This window comes from Methylobacterium jeotgali (assembly GCF_022179345.1).
Lineage (GTDB): Bacteria > Pseudomonadota > Alphaproteobacteria > Rhizobiales > Beijerinckiaceae > Methylobacterium > Methylobacterium jeotgali.
This window is the reverse complement of record NZ_BPQR01000007.1, coordinates 46,163-61,973: the sequence shown is the minus strand read 5'-3', so window position 1 is coordinate 61,973 and position 15,811 is coordinate 46,163. Positions and strand designations below refer to the sequence as shown.

At 71.6% G+C, this 15,811-nt stretch carries 16 protein-coding genes; 4 read left to right on the top strand and 12 right to left on the bottom strand.

Annotated features, from left to right (window positions below):
* On the top strand, positions 1–149 hold a 149-nt coding region (locus MFF04_RS02325), incomplete at its 5' end, for a YciE/YciF ferroxidase family protein (RefSeq protein WP_238273882.1).
* A 90-nt stretch (positions 150–239) separates the two neighbouring features.
* Entirely contained in the window at positions 240–1,103 is an 864-nt protein-coding gene (locus MFF04_RS02320) for a hypothetical protein (protein WP_238273877.1), read from the top strand.
* A 17-nt stretch (positions 1,104–1,120) separates the two neighbouring features.
* Here the strand turns inward: MFF04_RS02320 and MFF04_RS02315 are convergent, their stop codons facing one another.
* The 9 genes from MFF04_RS02315 to recQ form a co-directional block, all read right to left on the bottom strand.
* The gene (locus MFF04_RS02315; RefSeq protein WP_238273876.1) at positions 1,121–1,339 is read right to left on the bottom strand and encodes a hypothetical protein; all 219 of its coding nucleotides are present in this window, start codon (positions 1,337–1,339) and stop codon (positions 1,121–1,123) included.
* A gap of 214 nt (positions 1,340–1,553) precedes the next feature.
* Positions 1,554–2,426, bottom strand: coding sequence for an SMP-30/gluconolactonase/LRE family protein (locus MFF04_RS02310; RefSeq protein ID WP_238273875.1), 873 nt, complete (start codon positions 2,424–2,426; stop codon positions 1,554–1,556).
* A gap of 65 nt (positions 2,427–2,491) precedes the next feature.
* Complete coding sequence (locus MFF04_RS02305; RefSeq protein ID WP_238273874.1) at positions 2,492–3,391, bottom strand: NAD(P)/FAD-dependent oxidoreductase; 900 nt, start codon at positions 3,389–3,391, stop codon at positions 2,492–2,494.
* Between the two features lie 64 nt (positions 3,392–3,455).
* A complete protein-coding gene (gene grxD, locus MFF04_RS02300; RefSeq protein ID WP_238273873.1) occupies positions 3,456–3,794 on the bottom strand; it encodes a Grx4 family monothiol glutaredoxin in 339 nt (112 codons plus the stop codon).
* Positions 3,795–3,846: 52 nt separating this feature from the next.
* Positions 3,847–4,083: a BolA family protein gene (locus MFF04_RS02295; protein WP_238273872.1), complete on the bottom strand. Its 237-nt coding sequence runs from the start codon at positions 4,081–4,083 to the stop codon at positions 3,847–3,849.
* A 28-nt stretch (positions 4,084–4,111) separates the two neighbouring features.
* On the bottom strand, positions 4,112–6,334 hold the full coding sequence (purL, locus tag MFF04_RS02290) for a phosphoribosylformylglycinamidine synthase subunit PurL (protein WP_238273871.1): 2,223 nt from the start codon (positions 6,332–6,334) through the stop codon (positions 4,112–4,114).
* A gap of 151 nt (positions 6,335–6,485) precedes the next feature.
* On the bottom strand, positions 6,486–7,712 hold the full coding sequence (locus MFF04_RS02285; protein WP_238273881.1) for a hydrolase: 1,227 nt from the start codon (positions 7,710–7,712) through the stop codon (positions 6,486–6,488).
* 88 nt (positions 7,713–7,800) lie between these two features.
* Positions 7,801–8,667, bottom strand: a complete 867-nt coding sequence (locus MFF04_RS02280; protein ID WP_238273870.1) for an arylamine N-acetyltransferase family protein — start codon at positions 8,665–8,667, stop codon at positions 7,801–7,803.
* A 14-nt stretch (positions 8,668–8,681) separates the two neighbouring features.
* On the bottom strand, positions 8,682–10,547 hold the full coding sequence (gene recQ, locus MFF04_RS02275; RefSeq protein WP_238273869.1) for a DNA helicase RecQ: 1,866 nt from the start codon (positions 10,545–10,547) through the stop codon (positions 8,682–8,684).
* A 108-nt stretch (positions 10,548–10,655) separates the two neighbouring features.
* Here recQ and MFF04_RS02270 point away from each other — a divergent pair, with 108 nt between their 5' ends.
* Positions 10,656–10,895, top strand: a complete 240-nt coding sequence (locus tag MFF04_RS02270) for a type II toxin-antitoxin system VapB family antitoxin (RefSeq protein WP_238273868.1) — start codon at positions 10,656–10,658, stop codon at positions 10,893–10,895.
* Positions 10,895–11,296 (top strand): type II toxin-antitoxin system VapC family toxin, encoded by a 402-nt coding sequence (locus tag MFF04_RS02265; protein WP_238273867.1) that lies wholly within the window; start codon positions 10,895–10,897, stop codon positions 11,294–11,296. The genes MFF04_RS02270 and MFF04_RS02265 overlap by 1 nt, the downstream gene beginning before the upstream one ends.
* Before the next feature lie 7 nt (positions 11,297–11,303).
* Here the strand turns inward: MFF04_RS02265 and recF are convergent, their stop codons facing one another.
* From recF to dnaA, 3 genes are all read right to left on the bottom strand, one after another.
* The gene (gene recF, locus MFF04_RS02260; protein WP_238273866.1) at positions 11,304–12,446 is read right to left on the bottom strand and encodes a DNA replication/repair protein RecF; all 1,143 of its coding nucleotides are present in this window, start codon (positions 12,444–12,446) and stop codon (positions 11,304–11,306) included.
* Between the two features lie 25 nt (positions 12,447–12,471).
* Positions 12,472–13,593: a DNA polymerase III subunit beta gene (gene dnaN / locus MFF04_RS02255; RefSeq protein ID WP_238273865.1), complete on the bottom strand. Its 1,122-nt coding sequence runs from the start codon at positions 13,591–13,593 to the stop codon at positions 12,472–12,474.
* Positions 13,594–13,901: 308 nt separating this feature from the next.
* Positions 13,902–15,401, bottom strand: a complete 1,500-nt coding sequence (dnaA, locus tag MFF04_RS02250) for a chromosomal replication initiator protein DnaA (protein ID WP_238273864.1) — start codon at positions 15,399–15,401, stop codon at positions 13,902–13,904.
* Between the last annotated feature and the right edge of the window lie 410 nt (positions 15,402–15,811).

Below are 15,811 nucleotides of genomic sequence, written 5' to 3'. Positions count from 1 at the left end.
CCCGCTACGGCACGCTCATCGCCTGGGCCAAGCAGCTCGGCCGGGACGACTGCGCCGGCGTGCTCCAGGAGAACCTCGACGAGGAGAAGGCCACCGACGCCAAGCTGACCCGCATCGCCGACAGCAAGATCAACCAGCGCGCCGCATGAGCGAACGGGCCCGGTAACGGTTCGGTAAACAAACGTCCTTAACCAATGCTTTCGGAACATTTCCTGAAGCGGCGGCCGAGGACGACGGACATGGCTGGGAATCGGGCGACGGACACGGGCAAGGACACCCTCGGCGACAGCCCGGAGGCCAAGCTGCGCGCGGCAGTGGAGGCCGGCAAGCCGGATGCCGGAAAACCCCATCGCATCCAGCTTCCCGCCCTGGCCCGGAGCCCGGCGGCCGGGCTCGACCGGCGCGCCTACGGGCTCGCCGGCTGCGCCCTCGCCCTCGGACTGATGCTCGGCGCGGGCACCGCCGCGGTCTCGCTGTCGCGGGGCGGGGATGGCCTCGCCGAGACCGCCTCGGCGCTCGAAGCGGGCCGGACCGAGTCGGCCCGCCTCAACGGCGAGGTCGAGCGCCTCGGCCGGACGCTCGCCGCCCTGCGCGAGACGACGGAGGCCGCCCGCGGCGACATCCGCACCCGCGAGACCACCCTGATCGAGCGCGTCGGCCGCCTGGAGCAGGCGCTGGCAAGCGGCATCGCCGCGCTCGGCGAGCATGTCGAGAAGACCGGCCGCGACCAGGGCGCCAGGATCGCCGCCCTGACCGCTCAGGTCGAGAAGCGTACGGCGATGGCGTCACCGACGCCCGCCGCCGCGCCGGCGTCGGTCGCGGTCAAGGAGACGCCGAAGGAGATCAAGGCGCCGGAGCCCGTCACGACGGGCGCGATCCCGGACACGAAAAAGGCGGCCGAGAAGCCGCCGGTGATCGAGAACTGGGCCCTGCGGGAGGTCTATGACGGCACCGCCGTCCTGGAGGACCGCCGGCGCCGTCTGTTCGAGGCGGTGCGCGGCGAGAATATTCCCGGCGTCGGCCGGGTCGAGTCGATCGAGAAGCAGGGGCGCGAGTGGGTCGTCGTCACCCGCGCCGGCGTCATCACGCCCCAGGCCTGGTAAGATCGGCCTGGTCGCGCTCAGATCGTCTCGTTGGGCGCCATCGCCAGGGCGTCGGGCCGCAGGGGAAAGCGCGACTCCAGGGACACGGGCTCGACGAGGGCCGGCGCTCGGGCGGCGCGGCGGCGTCCGATCACCTTTGCGCGGGCCTGTGCGGCGCGGGTCGGGTGCAGGATCGCGGCGAGAAGCGCGCTTCCCTCGAAGGAGCTGTCCAGGGTCTTGGCGTCGAAAACGGGCATGGCGGCCTCGCACCTGCGGTGGCGAGAGTGAAATCCCTGCCGGCCTGAGCGCGGCAGTACCGAATAACGGGGACGACCACGGTCAAGTTCCGTGAAGTCGTCGGCCGGTAACCGATAATTAATCTTCGCCCTTTCGGGGCCCGGCCGCGGTGTGCCGCCGCACCCGCCCCGTCGAGATCCTGCGACGACCGGCCTCGACCGCCTGAAGTCGCGCTCACCGCTCGAAGAGGGTGGCGGGCAGCCCCTTGAACGCCGTCTCGACGGCATAGACGTGCCCCGCCATCGGATCGAGCGTCGGGTCGCGGCCGCGCAGGCAGGTGGTGATGTAGAGGGTCGAGAGGTCCGGCCCGCCGAAGGCGCACTTCGTGACGAGCGCGGTCGGCACCGGCACGATCCGCTCGATCTCGCCCTCCGGCGTGAACCGGGTGATGCGCGAGCCCGCGTAGTGGCAGACCCAGAGATGCCCCTCGGCGTCGAGGGTCAGGCCGTCGGGCTTGCCCCATCCCTCCTCGAAGGCGACGAGCGGGCGCGGCTCCCCGACCCGCGACCCGTCGAGGTCGTGGACGCGGATCACGCCGTTGTAGGTGTCGATCGTGTAGACGCTCCGCCCGTCCGGCGCGACGATCGGCCCGTTCGTCACCGCGGCCTTGCCGCCGAAGCCTTCGAGGCTCTCGCCGTCCCAGCGGTAGTAGCTGCCCGTCGCCTCCTCCTCGGCATCGTCCATGCTGCCGAACCACAGAGCGCCGTCCGGGCCGACGCTCCCGCTGTTGAGGCGGTTGCCGGGCCGGTGCTCGTGCGGGTTGACGAGGGGGGTGCGGGCGCCGGTCGACAGGTCGAGGCGGGCAACGCCGGACTTGAAGCCCGCCACGACCACCTCCGGATCCGGCGTCAGCACCGCGAAGCTCAGCTTCTCGTCGAGGGCGAGGCGGCGGCTGCGCCCGGAGGCGGGATCGTGCCGCCACACCGCCGGGTCCTCGATATCGACCCAGAGCAGGCTGTCAGAGCGGGCGTCCCACAGGATCTCCTCGCCCAGGGTGCAGGCGCTGGCGACGGCGACGCGCGGCGTGTGCGGATGGACGAGGGTCATGGATTCTCCCGGTTGGCCTCTCGAATCCCAACGTCTCGGCCGCGCGGTTCGTCCCGTGCCTTGGGTCAGCGGGTGTCCTCGCGCAGGAGCTCGGTGTTGACGGCGAACGCCGCCATCGCGCCCTCGGCGGCGGCGACCACCGCGAACTGGACGCGCCTCGAGGCGTCGCCCGCGACGAAGAGGCCCGGCACCTCGGTGCGCTCGTAATCGCGGGTCGGGACGGTGCCGTTGTCGGCGATCGCGCAGCCGAGGCGCTCCATCAGCTCGGACGGGCGGCCGCCCTCCGGCATCAGGAAGACCGCGCGGCAGGGGCGCTTGCCGCCATCCGCGAAGCGCAGGCGCCGCGGGCCGCTCCGGTCACCCTCCAGGGCTGAGATCGGCGTCTCGACCACGCGGACGCCGTTGCGGGCGAGCCGCTCGCGGCTCTCCGCATCGAGGGGTGTCGGGCGCCCGTCCGTGCAGAGGGTGACGTCGCCGCTCCAGCCCGTCAGCTCCAGGGCGAAGCCGCGGGCGCGCTCGCCATGGGCGTAGGCGGCGATGGGCTGGTCGCGCAGCTCGTAGCCGTCGCAGTAGGGGCAGGAATGGACGCCGCGCCCCCAATGTTCGGCGAAGCCCGCGACCTCCGGCAGGTCCTGATGCAGACCGGTCGCGAGGATCAGGCGGCGCGCCCGCTCGCGGCGTCCATCCGCGCAGGTGATCTCGAAGCCCTCGTCCAGGCGACGGGCATCGACGACTTCCGCCTCGCGGCGCTCGACGGTCGGGTAGCGCTCGAGATCGGCCTCGGCGCGGGCGCGCAGCTCGAAGGGCGGCGTCCCGTCGCGGGTGAAGACGCCCCAGGTGAGGGACGTCGCCGCGTTCCTCGGCTCGCCCTTGTCGCAGAGCAGGACCGTGCGGCGGCAGCGGCCGAGGATCAGGGCGGCGTTGAGCCCTGCGGGTCCGCCGCCCACGATGATGACGTCACGCATGCCTCGACCCCGTGCCGGTGGCGGCACGGGGAGAACGCACGGAGGCGGGAAGGTTTCGCCCCGCTCAGGCGGCGGGCGCCTTCACCGGCACGCCCTTCTCGGCCAGGAACTGGTGCAGCTCCCCGGACTGGAACATCTCGCGGGCGATGTCGCAGCCGCCGACGAACTCGCCCTTCACGTAGATCTGCGGGATGGTCGGCCAGTTGGAATAGGCCTTGATGCCCTCGCGGATGCCCATGTCGTCGAGCACGTTCACGCCCTTGAACGGCACCTCGAGGTAGTTGAGGATCTGCACGACCTGGCCGGAGAAGCCGCACATGGGGAACTGCGGCGTGCCCTTCATGAACACGACGACGTCCTGCGACTTGATCTCGTTCTCGATGGCGGTGTTCACGTCGGTCATGATGGCGGTTCCTGTTGTCTGTTCCATCGGGAGCATCCCGACGCGGCTTGCATCAATCCTGCGGGACGCCCGTGGTCAGCGCAAGCGCGTGGAGCACGCCCCCCATCCGCCCCTGGAGCGCGCCGTAGACCATCTGGTGCTGGGCGACGCGGGTCTTGCCCTTGAAGGCCGAGGAGATGACCGTCGCAGCGTAGTGATCGCCGTCCCCGGCGAGGTCCTTGATCTCGATCGTCGCGTCGGGCAGCGCCTCGCGGATCATGGCCTCGATGTCGCGCGCGTCCATCGGCATCGGGTCGGGCTCCTCGAAACGTCTCGGGTCAGGCGGCGGCGGCCGGCTGGCTCGCCATGTAGGCCGGAAGCCAGCCCTCGTGGGCGGCCTTCAGTTCAGCGATGGATATGGTCTCGCCGCCCGGCAGCGTCAAACGGTCGGAGCCGGTGACGCCGACGCTCGCGGCCGGGATGCCCTGCGCGGCGGCGCTGTAGAGGATGTCGGCGGCGGCCTCCGGCTCCACGGCGAGCAGGTAGCGGGCCTGGTCCTCGCCGAACAGGAAGGCGTGGGGCGCGATGCCTTCCGGCGCCTCGGGGAGCGCCGCGCCGATGCCGCCGGCCATCGCCATCTCGGCGAGCGCTACGGCGAGGCCGCCATCGGAAAGGTCGTGGACGGTGTCGACGGTGCCCGACAGGATCAGCCCGCGCACGAAGTCGCCGTTGCGGCGCTCCTCGGCGAGGTCGACGGGCGGCGGCGCGCCCTCCTCGCGGCCCTCGATCACGGAGAGGTAGACCGACTGCCCGAGCCAGCCCTCGGCGTCGCCGACGAGGACCAGCACGTCGCCTTCGCGCTTCAGGCTGAGGCTGGCGAAGCGGGTGACGTCGTCCACGACGCCGACGCCGCCGATGGTCGGGGTCGGCAGGATGCCGACGCCGTTGGTCTCGTTGTAGAGGGAGACGTTGCCCGACACGACGGGGAAGTCGAGCGCCCGGCAGGCCTCGCCGATGCCCTGGAGGCAGCCGACGAGCTGGCCCATCACCTCGGGCTTCTCCGGGTTGCCGAAGTTGAGGTTGTCGGTGATCGCGAGGGGACGCCCGCCGACCGCGGTGATGTTGCGCCAGGCCTCGGCCACCGCCTGCCGGCCGCCCTCGACGGGGTCGGCCTCGCAGTAGCGCGGCGTCACGTCGGCGGTGAGCGCGAGGCCCTTCGGCCCCTCCTCGACCCGCACGATCGCGGCGTCGCCGCCGGGCTTCTGCACGGTGTTGCCGAGGATGAAGTGGTCGTACTGCTCGTAGACCCAGCGCTTCGAGCACAGTTCCGGCGAGCCGACGAGCTTGCGCAGCGCCTCGCTCAGGGAGGTCGGCGCCGGCACCTCTGCGGCGGCGAGCACGGGCAGGTGCGTGTTGGCGATATGCGGCCGATCGTAGAGGGGCGCCTCGTCGCCGAGTTCCTTGATCGGCAGGTCGGCGACGGTCTCGCCGTTGTGCTTGATCACGAAGCGCAGCGTATCGGTGGTGTGGCCGATCACCGCGAAATCGAGGCCCCACTTCACGAAGATGGCTTCCGCCTCGGCCTCCATGCCGGGCTTGAGCACCATGAGCATGCGCTCCTGGCTCTCGGAGAGCATCATCTCGTAGGGGGTCATGCCCTCCTCGCGGGCGGGCACCTTCTCGATATGCAGCTCGACGCCGAGGTCGCCCTTGGCGCCCATCTCGACGGCCGAGCAGGTCAGCCCCGCCGCGCCCATGTCCTGGATGGCGATGACGGCGCCGGACGCCATCAGCTCCAGGCAGGCCTCGAGCAGCAGCTTCTCCGCGAAGGGATCGCCGACCTGCACGGTCGGGCGCTTCGACTCCGAGGCCTCGTCGAACTCGGCGGACGCCATGGTGGCGCCGTGGATGCCGTCGCGGCCGGTCTTGGAGCCGAGATAGACGATCGGGTTCCCGACGCCGGTGGCCGCCGCGTAGAAGATCCCGTCCGTCCGCGCGAGGCCGACCGCCATGGCGTTGACGAGGATGTTGCCGTCGTAGCGCTTGTGGAAACCGACGAGGCCGCCGACCGTCGGCACGCCGAAGGAGTTGCCGTAGCCGCCGACGCCCGCCACGACGCCCGAGACGAGGTGCCGCGTGCGCGGATGGTCCGGCGAGCCGAAGCGGAGCGCGTTGAGCGCCGCGATCGGCCGGGCCCCCATCGTGAAGACATCGCGGAGAATGCCGCCGACGCCGGTCGCCGCGCCCTGGTAGGGCTCGATGAAGCTCGGGTGGTTGTGGCTCTCCATCTTGAAGACGCAGGCGTGCCCGTCGCCGATGTCGATGACGCCGGCGTTCTCGCCGGGCCCCTGGATCACCCACGGCGCCGAGGTCGGCAGGCCGCGCAGGTGCTTGCGGGACGACTTGTAGGAGCAGTGCTCGTTCCACATCGCCGAGACGATGCCGAGCTCGGTGAGCGTCGGATCGCGGCCGATGAGGATCCGGAAGCGCTCGAACTCGTCGGGCGTGAGGCCGTGCTGGCGCACGAGCTCGGGGGTCATCGGAACGTCGTTGCGGAACATCGCGGAGGACCCAGACGAAAGGCGGTCGCGTGCCGTGGCCAGGCACCCGATCGGGCGCTCCCGCCTGTGCCGGCTTCGGTTGCGCGCGGTCTATTCGGTGCGGCGCACGCTGGCAACAAAGGATGCAGGCCCTCCGGCGCGCGACGGGGCCTCAGACAACCTCTTCCGGCAGGGCGGGCGCATCGTCGTCCTCGGCGGCGCGGCGGACGAGGGCATGGACCGGCTCGGGTCCGGCGACGAGCGCAACATAGTCGAACGACGTCTCGGAGACGGCCGACATCAGCAGTTGAAAGTGGAGCTGGAAGAGATTGTAGCGCCGGGTGCGCAGGGCCTCCTTCGTCACGAGGTCGCGCACGTTCACCCGCAGCACCGCCGGGCGGGCCTCGGAGGGGGGGACCTGCGGCGGGCGTGGGAGGCCGCAGGCGGCGACCGGATTGCGCAGGTGGATCGACAGCCAGTCCCACTCGGCCCGGATGTCGAGCCAGCCGATCGCGCGGGCCTGCGCGAAGCGGCCGAGGGCCGCGCGGAACGCCTCCGCCCGCTCGTCGAGGCCGAGCCAGGGAATCACGCTGCCGATCGAGACGAAGGTGACGGGCGTGCCCCGCGTGCCGAAGCCGGGATCGGCAGCGAGCAGCCGGTCGAGCACCTCGATGCCGAGGAAGCTCGAGGAGGAGTGGCCGATCACCACGATCTCGTTCACCTGCCCCTCCGCCGCGCGGATGCGCTCCGCGAAGGCGGAGAGCCGCGGCGCCATGCCGGCCTCCGCGCCGCCCGCATGGGCGTGGGTGAAGGTGGTGTCGTCCACGAGATGCGGCACGTAGAGGGGCCGCCCGCGGGTCAGCTTCATCAGGCCGGCAAGGAGCGCGTAGGCGAGCGGCGGCGCGGCGAGGAAGCGCCAGGCGGTCTCGGCTGGGATCAGCGCCGCGAGGCCGAGGGCCGCGCCGAGGCTCGCGAGCACCAGCACGAGGTAGACCACGTGGACGCCGATGATGATGCGCGAGAACCGGCGCGCCTCGCGGCGGAAGCGCCCGACATAGCCGCTTCGCCACAGCCGCCACCAAAGCGCCGGCACGTCGAGGAGGCGCCGCCAGTTCGCCCTCGGGAAGCGGGCGCGGACGATGTCGTCCCAGCGCAGGAGCGCGTACCGGGTCTCCGCCGAGCCCGCGGGAGTCTCGCAGCGAACGTTCCAATCGAGGCTGAGCCCGTCCGCGGCGCGCAGGGGCTCGCCGACCGCGATCTCGAGGCCGCGGCGGCCGGCGGTGATGCGGGCCTCCCGCCTGAAGAGCCCCCAATAGGTCTCCGGCTCGCGCGGGTCGAAACCGGGCAGGTAGAAGACCTGCCGGCGGAAGGGGGCGCTCGAAGCGGGACTCTCGGAAATGGCGCGGCGGCTCCAGGGGGCGGACGATCGCAGACCCGGTGCCTATACGACGCGGCCCGCCCAACGCGAGTGCCGAACGGCCACGGACTCAATCGGACCCGTCCCGCCCCGGCCGTTCGGTGAGGCGGCCGAAGGCGGCGGCGAGCGCCGGGCGATCCGGCGCCGCGATGCCGAAGACGGTCTCGAGAGCGTCGAACAGCGCGGGCGCGTCCGGGAGGATGCGCTCCTCGCGCCGCCCGTCGACGTGCTGGAAGGCCAGCCGGTCGTTGAAGAGCAGGTGGCGCCCCTGCGGCGACAGGCGCGCCGCGACGATCGCATTGCGGAAGAACGAGGCCGGATGGGTCGCGACGTAGTGGTTGGCGACCTCGTGGTCGATCGCGACGTGCTCGAAGAGGTGGAATCGGTAGAGCGGCGTCCAGGCCCCGGCGATGCGCGCCTGAAGCACGAACTCCCGGGCCTCGTCGGGGCCGACCGCGTCGATCCGGCAGGGCTCGTGGGGCGTCGCCTGCTCCGGGCCGGGCACGAGGAGAAGCGGCCCGCTCGGCGTCTGCCCCCCGAAGCCGACATCGACCAGATGGCTCCGCCCTTCCGCCTCGACCCGCAGCAGCGCGTGGGTGCGCGGGGCCGTCACGCCTTCCGGCTGCCGGAGGAGGACGCGGGCGGCGAGCGAGCGCGCCTCGAAGCCGAGGGCGCGAAGGACGCGCTGGAGCAGCGGGTTGTGCTCGAAGCAGTAGCCCCCGCGGCGCGAGCGCACGAGCTTGGCCTCGACGGAGGCCGCATCGAGCTTCGGCGGCCGGCCGAGAAGCGGGTCGAGATTCTCGAAGGGGATCGCGAGCGTGTGCAGGCGGGCGAGGTCGCGCAGCACGGCGAGGGTCGGTTCGCGCGGACCCTCGTAGCCGATGCGGCGGAGATAGGCGTCGAGATCGACTCCGGGGGTCTCGTGCGTCTCGGCCATCGTGGTGCTTCCGCTCAGCCCGGGCCCACTCCGCCGCTTCTAGCGCCGTCCGCGAGGAATTCCGAGATCGCCCCGACGAAGCGCTCGCCATAGGCCTCGCGCTTGCGCTCGCCGACGCCGTGGACGGAGCGGAGCGCCCAGAGGTCGACGGGCTTCGACTTCGCCATCTCGATCAGGGTGCGGTCGGGGAAGACCATGAAGGCCGCAATGCCCTCCGTGCGGGCGATGGTGGCGCGCAGGCCACGCAGGTGCTGGAACAGCGCCTCGTCCGCCTCGCCGAGGTCGAGGTCGCCGCCCTCTCGGGCCGGCGGCCGGCGCTTGCCCCTCGGCTCGGCGGCCTTCGGTTCCGGGTCGGGGCGGAGCGCGATGGTCTCGCGGCCGAACAGGATCGCCTCGCCCTTCTCGGTCATGGCGAGGCCGCCATAGCCGTCGTCCTTCTCCGCGACGGCGCCCGCCGCGAAGAGCTGGCGCAGGATCGCCCGCCAGGCGGCGACGGGCTTGTCGGCGCCGACGCCGAAGGTCTTGAGCGCGGCGTGGCCGTTGCGGCGGATCGGCTCGCTCTCCTTGCCGTGGACCACGTCGCAGATGTAGGCGGCGCCGAACCGCTGGCCGGTGCGCACGATGGCCGAGAGCACCTTCTGGGCCGGCACGGTCCCGTCGATCAGCGAGACGCCGCTGCGGCAGAGGTCGCAGCGGCCGCAAGGCCCGCTCGTCTCGCCGAAATACGAGAGCAGCGACTGGCGCCGGCAGGCGGCCCCCTCGCAGAGGGCGATCATGGCTTCCAGCTTGCGCCGCTCGACACGGCGGCGCTCGTCGGGCACCTCCTTCTCGTCGATCTGGCGGCGCCGCAGCGCCATGTCGTCGAGGCCGTAGAGGGTCAGCGTGTCGGCGGGCAGACCGTCGCGGCCGGCGCGGCCGATCTCCTGGTAGTAGCCCTCGACGTTGGACGGCATGTCGGCGTGGCAGACGAAGCGCACGTCCGGCTTGTTGATGCCCATGCCGAAGGCGACGGTGGCGGTCATCACCACCCCGTCCTCCTGGAGGAAGGTATCCTGGTTGCGCATGCGCGTGCCCTGGTCGAGGCCGGCATGGTAGGGCAGCGCCCGGAAGCCGTCCTTCGACAGGCTCTCGGCGAGCTGCTCCGTGCGCTTGCGCGACGAGCAGTAGACGATGCCGCTCTCCGAGCGGCGGTGGCGCAGGAAGCGCTCGATCTGCCGGGTCGGGTTGTCCTTGGCGGCAAAGGTCAGGCCGATGTTCGGCCGGTCGAAGGAGTGAACGAAGGTCTCCGGCGGGCGCCCGGCCGGGAACAGACGCTCGGCGATCTCCGCGCGGGTGGCGGCGTCCGCCGTGGCGGTCAGCGCCAGCGTCTGGACCGAGCCCAGCGCCTCGCGGGCGCGGGCGATCTCCCGGTACTCGGGCCGGAAGTCGTGCCCCCATTGCGAGACGCAATGCGCCTCGTCGACGGCGAGCCGGCGCACGCCCGCGCCCCGGAGCGCGTCCATGCAGCCCTCCATGAGCAGGCGCTCGGGTGAGACGAACAGCAGCCGCAGGCTGCCGTCGCGGATCGCGCGCCAGGTCTCGCGGGCCTGCGCTTCGGCCACGCTGGAGTTGAGGGTCGCGGCGGGAATGCCGAAGCCGTGCATCTGCCCGACCTGATCGTGCATCAGCGCGATCAGCGGCGAGACCACCACCGTCAGCCCCGATTCCACGAGGGCCGGGAGCTGGTAGGTCATCGACTTGCCCGAGCCCGTGGGCATGACCGCGAACACGTCGGCGCCGCTCAGCACGGCGCCGATCACCTCGGACTGCCCGGGCCGGAAATCGTCGTAGCCGAAGGTCTTGCGCAGCGCGGCGCGGGCCTCGTCGAGGCGAGCTGTCATGATCGATCTTGGTTCGTGAGCGAGCCGCCGGACGAGGGCGGCGAGTGGCGTTGCAGGAGATGTGTGTAGACACTAGATTCGCTGCGTCTACACATGGCAGGCCGAGACATGCCCTTGAACATCCGCAACGAGGAGGTCAACCGCCTCGCCCAGAAACTGGCGAGCGAGGCGCGCGTGAGCAAGACCGAGGCGGTGCGCGTCGCCCTGGAGAACGAGCTGCAGCGTCGGAACGGTCGACCCTCGCTGATCGAGAGGCTGAAGCCGATTCAGGATGCCTTCGCCGCGCGGCCGGCGACGGGACTCAAGGCCGACAAGGCCTTCTTCGATGAGCTCAACGGCGAACCCTGATGTTCGTCGACGCATCGGCCATCGTCGCCATGATCGCCGGGGAGCCGGAAGCGGAGCATCTGGCGATCTCGTTGGAGGCCTCCGAACGGCGAACCACGTCCGCCATCGCCGTCCTCGAGACCGTCATGGCGATCCGGCGACTGAATGGCTGCTCCGTGTCGGAGGCCGAGGCGCTGGTGACGGGCTTCCTCTCCGAAGCGGACGTGACCGTCATCCCTGTCGGCGCGAGGGAGGGCAGGGCTGCCGTCGAAGCCTATGCCCGCTTCGGGAAAGGGCAGGGCCACCCGGCCAGGCTCAATCTCGCAGACTGCTTCGCCTACGCCTGCGCCCGCACGAACGACGTGCCGCTCCTCTTCGTCGGCAGCGACTTCTCCCAGACCGATATCCCGCCGGCCGCCTGAGCCTGCCTCAGACCACCCGCCCGTCGCAAATCCCCACCACGTCGGCCCGCCCCTCCAGCTCCGCGAACAGCGCCTCGTCGGCCCCGGTCATCCAGACCTGACCGGCGAGCACCTCCAGGGCCTCGAACAGGCCGCCCCGGCGGCGGGGATCGAGATGGGCGGCGACCTCGTCGAGGAGGATGATCGGGGCGAGCCCGCTCATTGCCCGCACCAGCCTTGCGTGGGCCAGGACCAAGCCGACGAGGAGCGCCTTCTGCTCGCCGGTGGAGGCGGTGGCGGCGGGCACGTCCTTGGGGCCGTGGCGGACGACGAGGTCCGTGGTCTGGGGGCCGATCAGGCTGCGGCCGGCGGCGCGGTCGCGGTGGCGGCCCTGGCGAAGCGCCACGCGGAAGCGGTCCTCCGCCTCGATCGCCGGCCAGACGGCGACGAGATCGTCGAGATCGCCTTCGAGGCGCACGCCGGCCCAGGGGAAGGGCGCCGAATCGTCCCGCGTCTGCGCGATCAGCCGATCGAGGCGCTCCACGGTCTCCCGGCGGGCGAGCGCCACGGCGACGCCGAGCTCGGCGACCTCCCGCTCGACCGCGTCGAGCCAGCGCTCATCCGCGGCGCGGTCCTCCAGCAGGCGGTTGCGCGAGCGCAGCGCCCGCTCCATCGCCGAGACCCGCTGCCCGTGCGAGGCGTCGACGGCGAGCACCAGCCGGTCGAGGAAGCGGCGCCGGTCGCCCGCCGGCCCCCGGAACAGGGCGTCGAGATCGGGAGTCAGCCAGACGACGCGCAGGTGCTCGGCGAAGGCGACGGGGGAGGGGGCCGGCGCCCCGTCGACGCGGCAGAGCCGGGAGACGCGCCCGTCATGCCCCGGCGGCTCGCAGCCGGTGCCGAGGCGGTGGCCGTCCGCCGCCCCGTCGAGGGTGAGCGACACCGCGAAGCCGCCCGGCCCCTGGCCGCGGGCCATGCCGGAGAACTCGGCCCGGCGCAGGCCGCGGCCGGGGGTGAACAGCGAGATCGCCTCGAGGATGTTGGTCTTGCCGGCGCCGTTCTCGCCGACGAGGGCCACGACCTTGGACCCGACCGCGAGGTCGAGCTCCGCGTAGTTGCGGAAATCACGGGCGATCAGGCGCGCGACGCGCCGCTCCGCTGCTGCCTCGTCCATCGACCGGCCGGCGCCCGCCCGGCCGTCAGACCCGCATCGGCATCAGCACGTAGAGGGCGGAGGCGCCCTCCCGGTCCTGGATCAGGGTCGGGGAGCCGGGGTCGGCGAGCTTGAACAGGGCGGTGTCGCCCTCGAGCTGCGCGGTGATGTCGAGGAGGTAGCGGGCGTTGAAGCCGATATCGAGGCCGGCGGCCTCGTAGTCGGCATCGAGCTCCTCCGTGGCGCTGCCCGAGTCCGGGTTGTTCACCGAGAGGGCGATGCGGCCCTCCTGGAGCGACAGCTTCACCGCCCGGCCCCGCTCGGAGGAGATGGTGGAGACCCGGTCGACCGCCTTGGCGAAGGCGTCGCGCTCCACCGTCAAGCGCTTGTCGTTGCCGCTCGGGATCACCCGCTGGTAGTCGGGGAAGGTGCCGTCGATGAGCTTCGAGATCAGGGTCACGCCGCCCTCGAAGCGCAGGCGGACCTTGGTCGGGGACAGTTCCAGGCTGACGCTCTCGCCGCCGTCGTCCACGAGCTTCTGGATCTCGGCGACGGCCTTTCGCGGCACGATGATGCCGGGCATGCCCTCGGCGCCCTGCGGCGCGTCCATCTCGACGCGGGCGAGGCGGTGGCCGTCGGTGGCGACCGCCCGCAGGCGCAACGCGCCCTCGACCTCGATCGTGTGCAGGAAGATGCCGTTGAGGTAGTAGCGCGTCTCCTCCGTGGAGATCGCGAACTGCGTCTTCTCGATGAGCCGCTTCAGCTCGGCGGCCGGCAGGGAGAAGCCGTGGCCCATCTCGCCGGTGGCCAGATCCGGGAACTCGTCCTGGGGCAGGGCGCCGAGCTGGAAGCGCGAGCGGCCGGAGCGGATCGTCATCTGGCCGCCGTCGCCGGCGGTCTCCAGCGAGACCTGCGCGCCCTCGGGGAGCTTGCGCACGATGTCGTGGAGGATGTGGGCGGGCACGGTGGTGGCGCCGGCATCCGTCACGTCGGCGGGCACCGATTCCGTCACCTCGATGTCGAGGTCGGTGGCGCGCAGCTCCAGCCCCGTCCCGCCGGCGCGCAGGAGCACGTTGGAGAGGATCGGGATCGTGTTGCGGCGCTCGACGACGCGGTGCACGTGGCCGAGCGACCGAAGAAGGGCCGCGCGCTCGACGGTGACTCTCATCGGACCTGACTCTGGTTTGGGAGAGAGCATGCCGCCGCCATCTGCCTGAAACGCCGGCGGCACGCTCCGTATTCTCGTTTCCACACGATGTTTCCGGAGAACCGGCTTCCGCTTCTCCGCATCGTGCTCCGGATGCACCACCATCGGCGGCGCGATGCCGGCCGTCGAGCTTGGCGAAGGGCGCCCGCGAAGGCAAGGCCGGCGAATCGCCGCCGCCGCCCGCGGGATTAAACAGCCGGGGAAGACCCGGCTTTTCCGCGCCCCGGCACCGCGATCCCTTCACACGTCCGCGTCGAAGCGAATCGGGCTCAATCCTGGAGCATGCGCTTGAGGAGCTCGACCTCGTCGCCGAGCACCGCGTCCTCGCCGATCTGCTTCTCGATCTTGCGCACGGCGTGGAGCACCGTGGTGTGGTCGCGCCCGCCGAAGCGGCGGCCGATCTCGGGCAGGGAGCGCAGCGTCAGCACCTTCGAGAGATACATCGCGATCTGCCGGGGCTTCACGACGGCGGCCGTGCGGCGCTCGGAGAGGATGTCGGAGCGCGAGACATTGTAGCGGCTGGCGACGAGCTTCTGGATGTCCTCGATCTTGATGCGCTTGGGCTCGCGGTTCTTCACGAGGTCGCGGATCGCGGTCTCGGCCGTCTCCATCGTCACCGGGCTGCCGGTGAGGGTGGCGTGCGCCAGGAGCCGGTTCACGGCCCCTTCGAGATCGCGGCCATTCGCCGTGATCGCCTTGGCGACGTAGGCGGCGACCTGCGGCGAGACCTCGAAGTTCGGGTGCGCGGCCTGCACGGCGGCGAGCCGGGCGGAGAGGATCGAGGCGCGCAGCTGCTCGTCGAGGCCGCCGATCTCGACCACGAGGCCGCCGGCCAGCCGCGAGCGCACCCGCTCCTCGAGGGCGTCGAGCTCGGTCGGGGGCCGGTCGGAGGCGACGACGACCTGGCGGCCGGCATCGACCAGCGCGTTGATGGTGTGGCCGAACTCGGCCTGGATCGACTTGCCCTGGATGAACTGCACGTCGTCGAGGACGAGCAGGTCGATCGCCCGCAGGCGCTCCTTGAAGGCCAGCGCGTTCTGCGTCTTCAGGGCGTTGACGAAGCCGTACATGAAGCGGTCGGCGGTGAGGTAGATCACCCGGCGCCCCGCCTCGCGGGCGGCGTGGCCGATGGCGTGGAGCAGATGCGTCTTGCCGAGGCCGACGCCGGCATGGACGTAGAGCGGGTTGTAGAGGGGCGCCTCGCCGTCGTGGCGGGAGACCCGCTCGGCCGCCGCGTGGGCGAGCGCGTTCGAGCGGGCGACGACGAAGTTGACGAAGCTCAGCCGCACGTCGAGGGGCGCGCCGGAGAGGTCGCCGCCTGCCTCGCCGCGGGGGGCGTCCGTCTCCGTGGCGCTCGGAGAGGCCGGAGCGGTCAGCGGGGCCGGCGCGGCGGGGGCCCGCACGGCGGCCGTCGCGGCGGAGAGGGGCTTCGGCGCTGCGGGGCGGGCAGGCGCGCCGGTGCCGCGCACCCCGACCTCGATGCGGGCGACCTGCTCCAGCTCGCTGCGGAAGGTGTTGAGCACCCGGTCGAGATAGTGGGATTCGATCCAGCTCTTGAGGAAGCGCGTCGGCACTGAGAGGCGCGCGGTGCCGGCGTTGACCTCCTCCAGCTCCAGCCGGGCGAACCAGCTCGCGAAGATGTCCTCGCCGAGCTCCGCCCGCAGGCGGCGCTTCACCCGCGTCCAGGCCTGCGCGTTCTCGGCAGCGGCATCGTCCCCGCGGCCCGATCCGCCGGACCCGCCACCCGTCAGGTTGCCCTCGACCTGCATTCTTATTCTCCCCGCACCGCGCGCAGAGGACTGCGCGGCGATGCGTACGCACGCTTCACACACGGCACCGCAGCCTGGACGGCGCGGCACCCCAAAGTCGGCAGAGTCAAGCCCCGACCACGAGCCGAAGGCCGACTTGAGGAGGCTATCAACAATTCGCTACGGTTCTCCTAACAGTGGGAATTGCGTGGGTATCGCCGGAAGACATCGGGCCGGCGGGGCCACGCGCACCGGAGTCGAGACGGCAGCCTCATCTTCGGCTCGACTCCGGCGAGGCCGAGCTAGACTCGCGGCAGGGCGGGCCTGCGTAGGATTTTGTTAAGCTACACTCGGGCTGTGGACAGCGCAACGGATCAAGACTCCGTCAAGCATACGGAGAGGCAAAGATTCCTGTCCCGCACCTCGCAGGG

What these genes read in the sequence shown, in the direction of transcription:
- MFF04_RS02320 (WP_238273877.1), top strand. Translation starts at nt 240, where the DNA reads ATGGCTGGGAATCGGGCGACGGACACGGGCAAGGACACCCTCGGCGAC.
- MFF04_RS02315 (WP_238273876.1), bottom strand. Translation starts at nt 1,339, where the DNA reads ATGCCCGTTTTCGACGCCAAGACCCTGGACAGCTCCTTCGAGGGAAGC.
- MFF04_RS02310 (WP_238273875.1), bottom strand. Translation starts at nt 2,426, where the DNA reads ATGACCCTCGTCCATCCGCACACGCCGCGCGTCGCCGTCGCCAGCGCC.
- MFF04_RS02305 (WP_238273874.1), bottom strand. Translation starts at nt 3,391, where the DNA reads ATGCGTGACGTCATCATCGTGGGCGGCGGACCCGCAGGGCTCAACGCC.
- grxD (WP_238273873.1), bottom strand. Translation starts at nt 3,794, where the DNA reads ATGACCGACGTGAACACCGCCATCGAGAACGAGATCAAGTCGCAGGAC.
- MFF04_RS02295 (WP_238273872.1), bottom strand. Translation starts at nt 4,083, where the DNA reads ATGCCGATGGACGCGCGCGACATCGAGGCCATGATCCGCGAGGCGCTG.
- purL (WP_238273871.1), bottom strand. Translation starts at nt 6,334, where the DNA reads ATGTTCCGCAACGACGTTCCGATGACCCCCGAGCTCGTGCGCCAGCAC.
- MFF04_RS02280 (WP_238273870.1), bottom strand. Translation starts at nt 8,667, where the DNA reads ATGGCCGAGACGCACGAGACCCCCGGAGTCGATCTCGACGCCTATCTC.
- recQ (WP_238273869.1), bottom strand. Translation starts at nt 10,547, where the DNA reads ATGACAGCTCGCCTCGACGAGGCCCGCGCCGCGCTGCGCAAGACCTTC.
- MFF04_RS02270 (WP_238273868.1), top strand. Translation starts at nt 10,656, where the DNA reads ATGCCCTTGAACATCCGCAACGAGGAGGTCAACCGCCTCGCCCAGAAA.
- MFF04_RS02265 (WP_238273867.1), top strand. Translation starts at nt 10,895, where the DNA reads ATGTTCGTCGACGCATCGGCCATCGTCGCCATGATCGCCGGGGAGCCG.
- recF (WP_238273866.1), bottom strand. Translation starts at nt 12,446, where the DNA reads ATGGACGAGGCAGCAGCGGAGCGGCGCGTCGCGCGCCTGATCGCCCGT.
- dnaN (WP_238273865.1), bottom strand. Translation starts at nt 13,593, where the DNA reads ATGAGAGTCACCGTCGAGCGCGCGGCCCTTCTTCGGTCGCTCGGCCAC.
- dnaA (WP_238273864.1), bottom strand. Translation starts at nt 15,401, where the DNA reads ATGCAGGTCGAGGGCAACCTGACGGGTGGCGGGTCCGGCGGATCGGGC.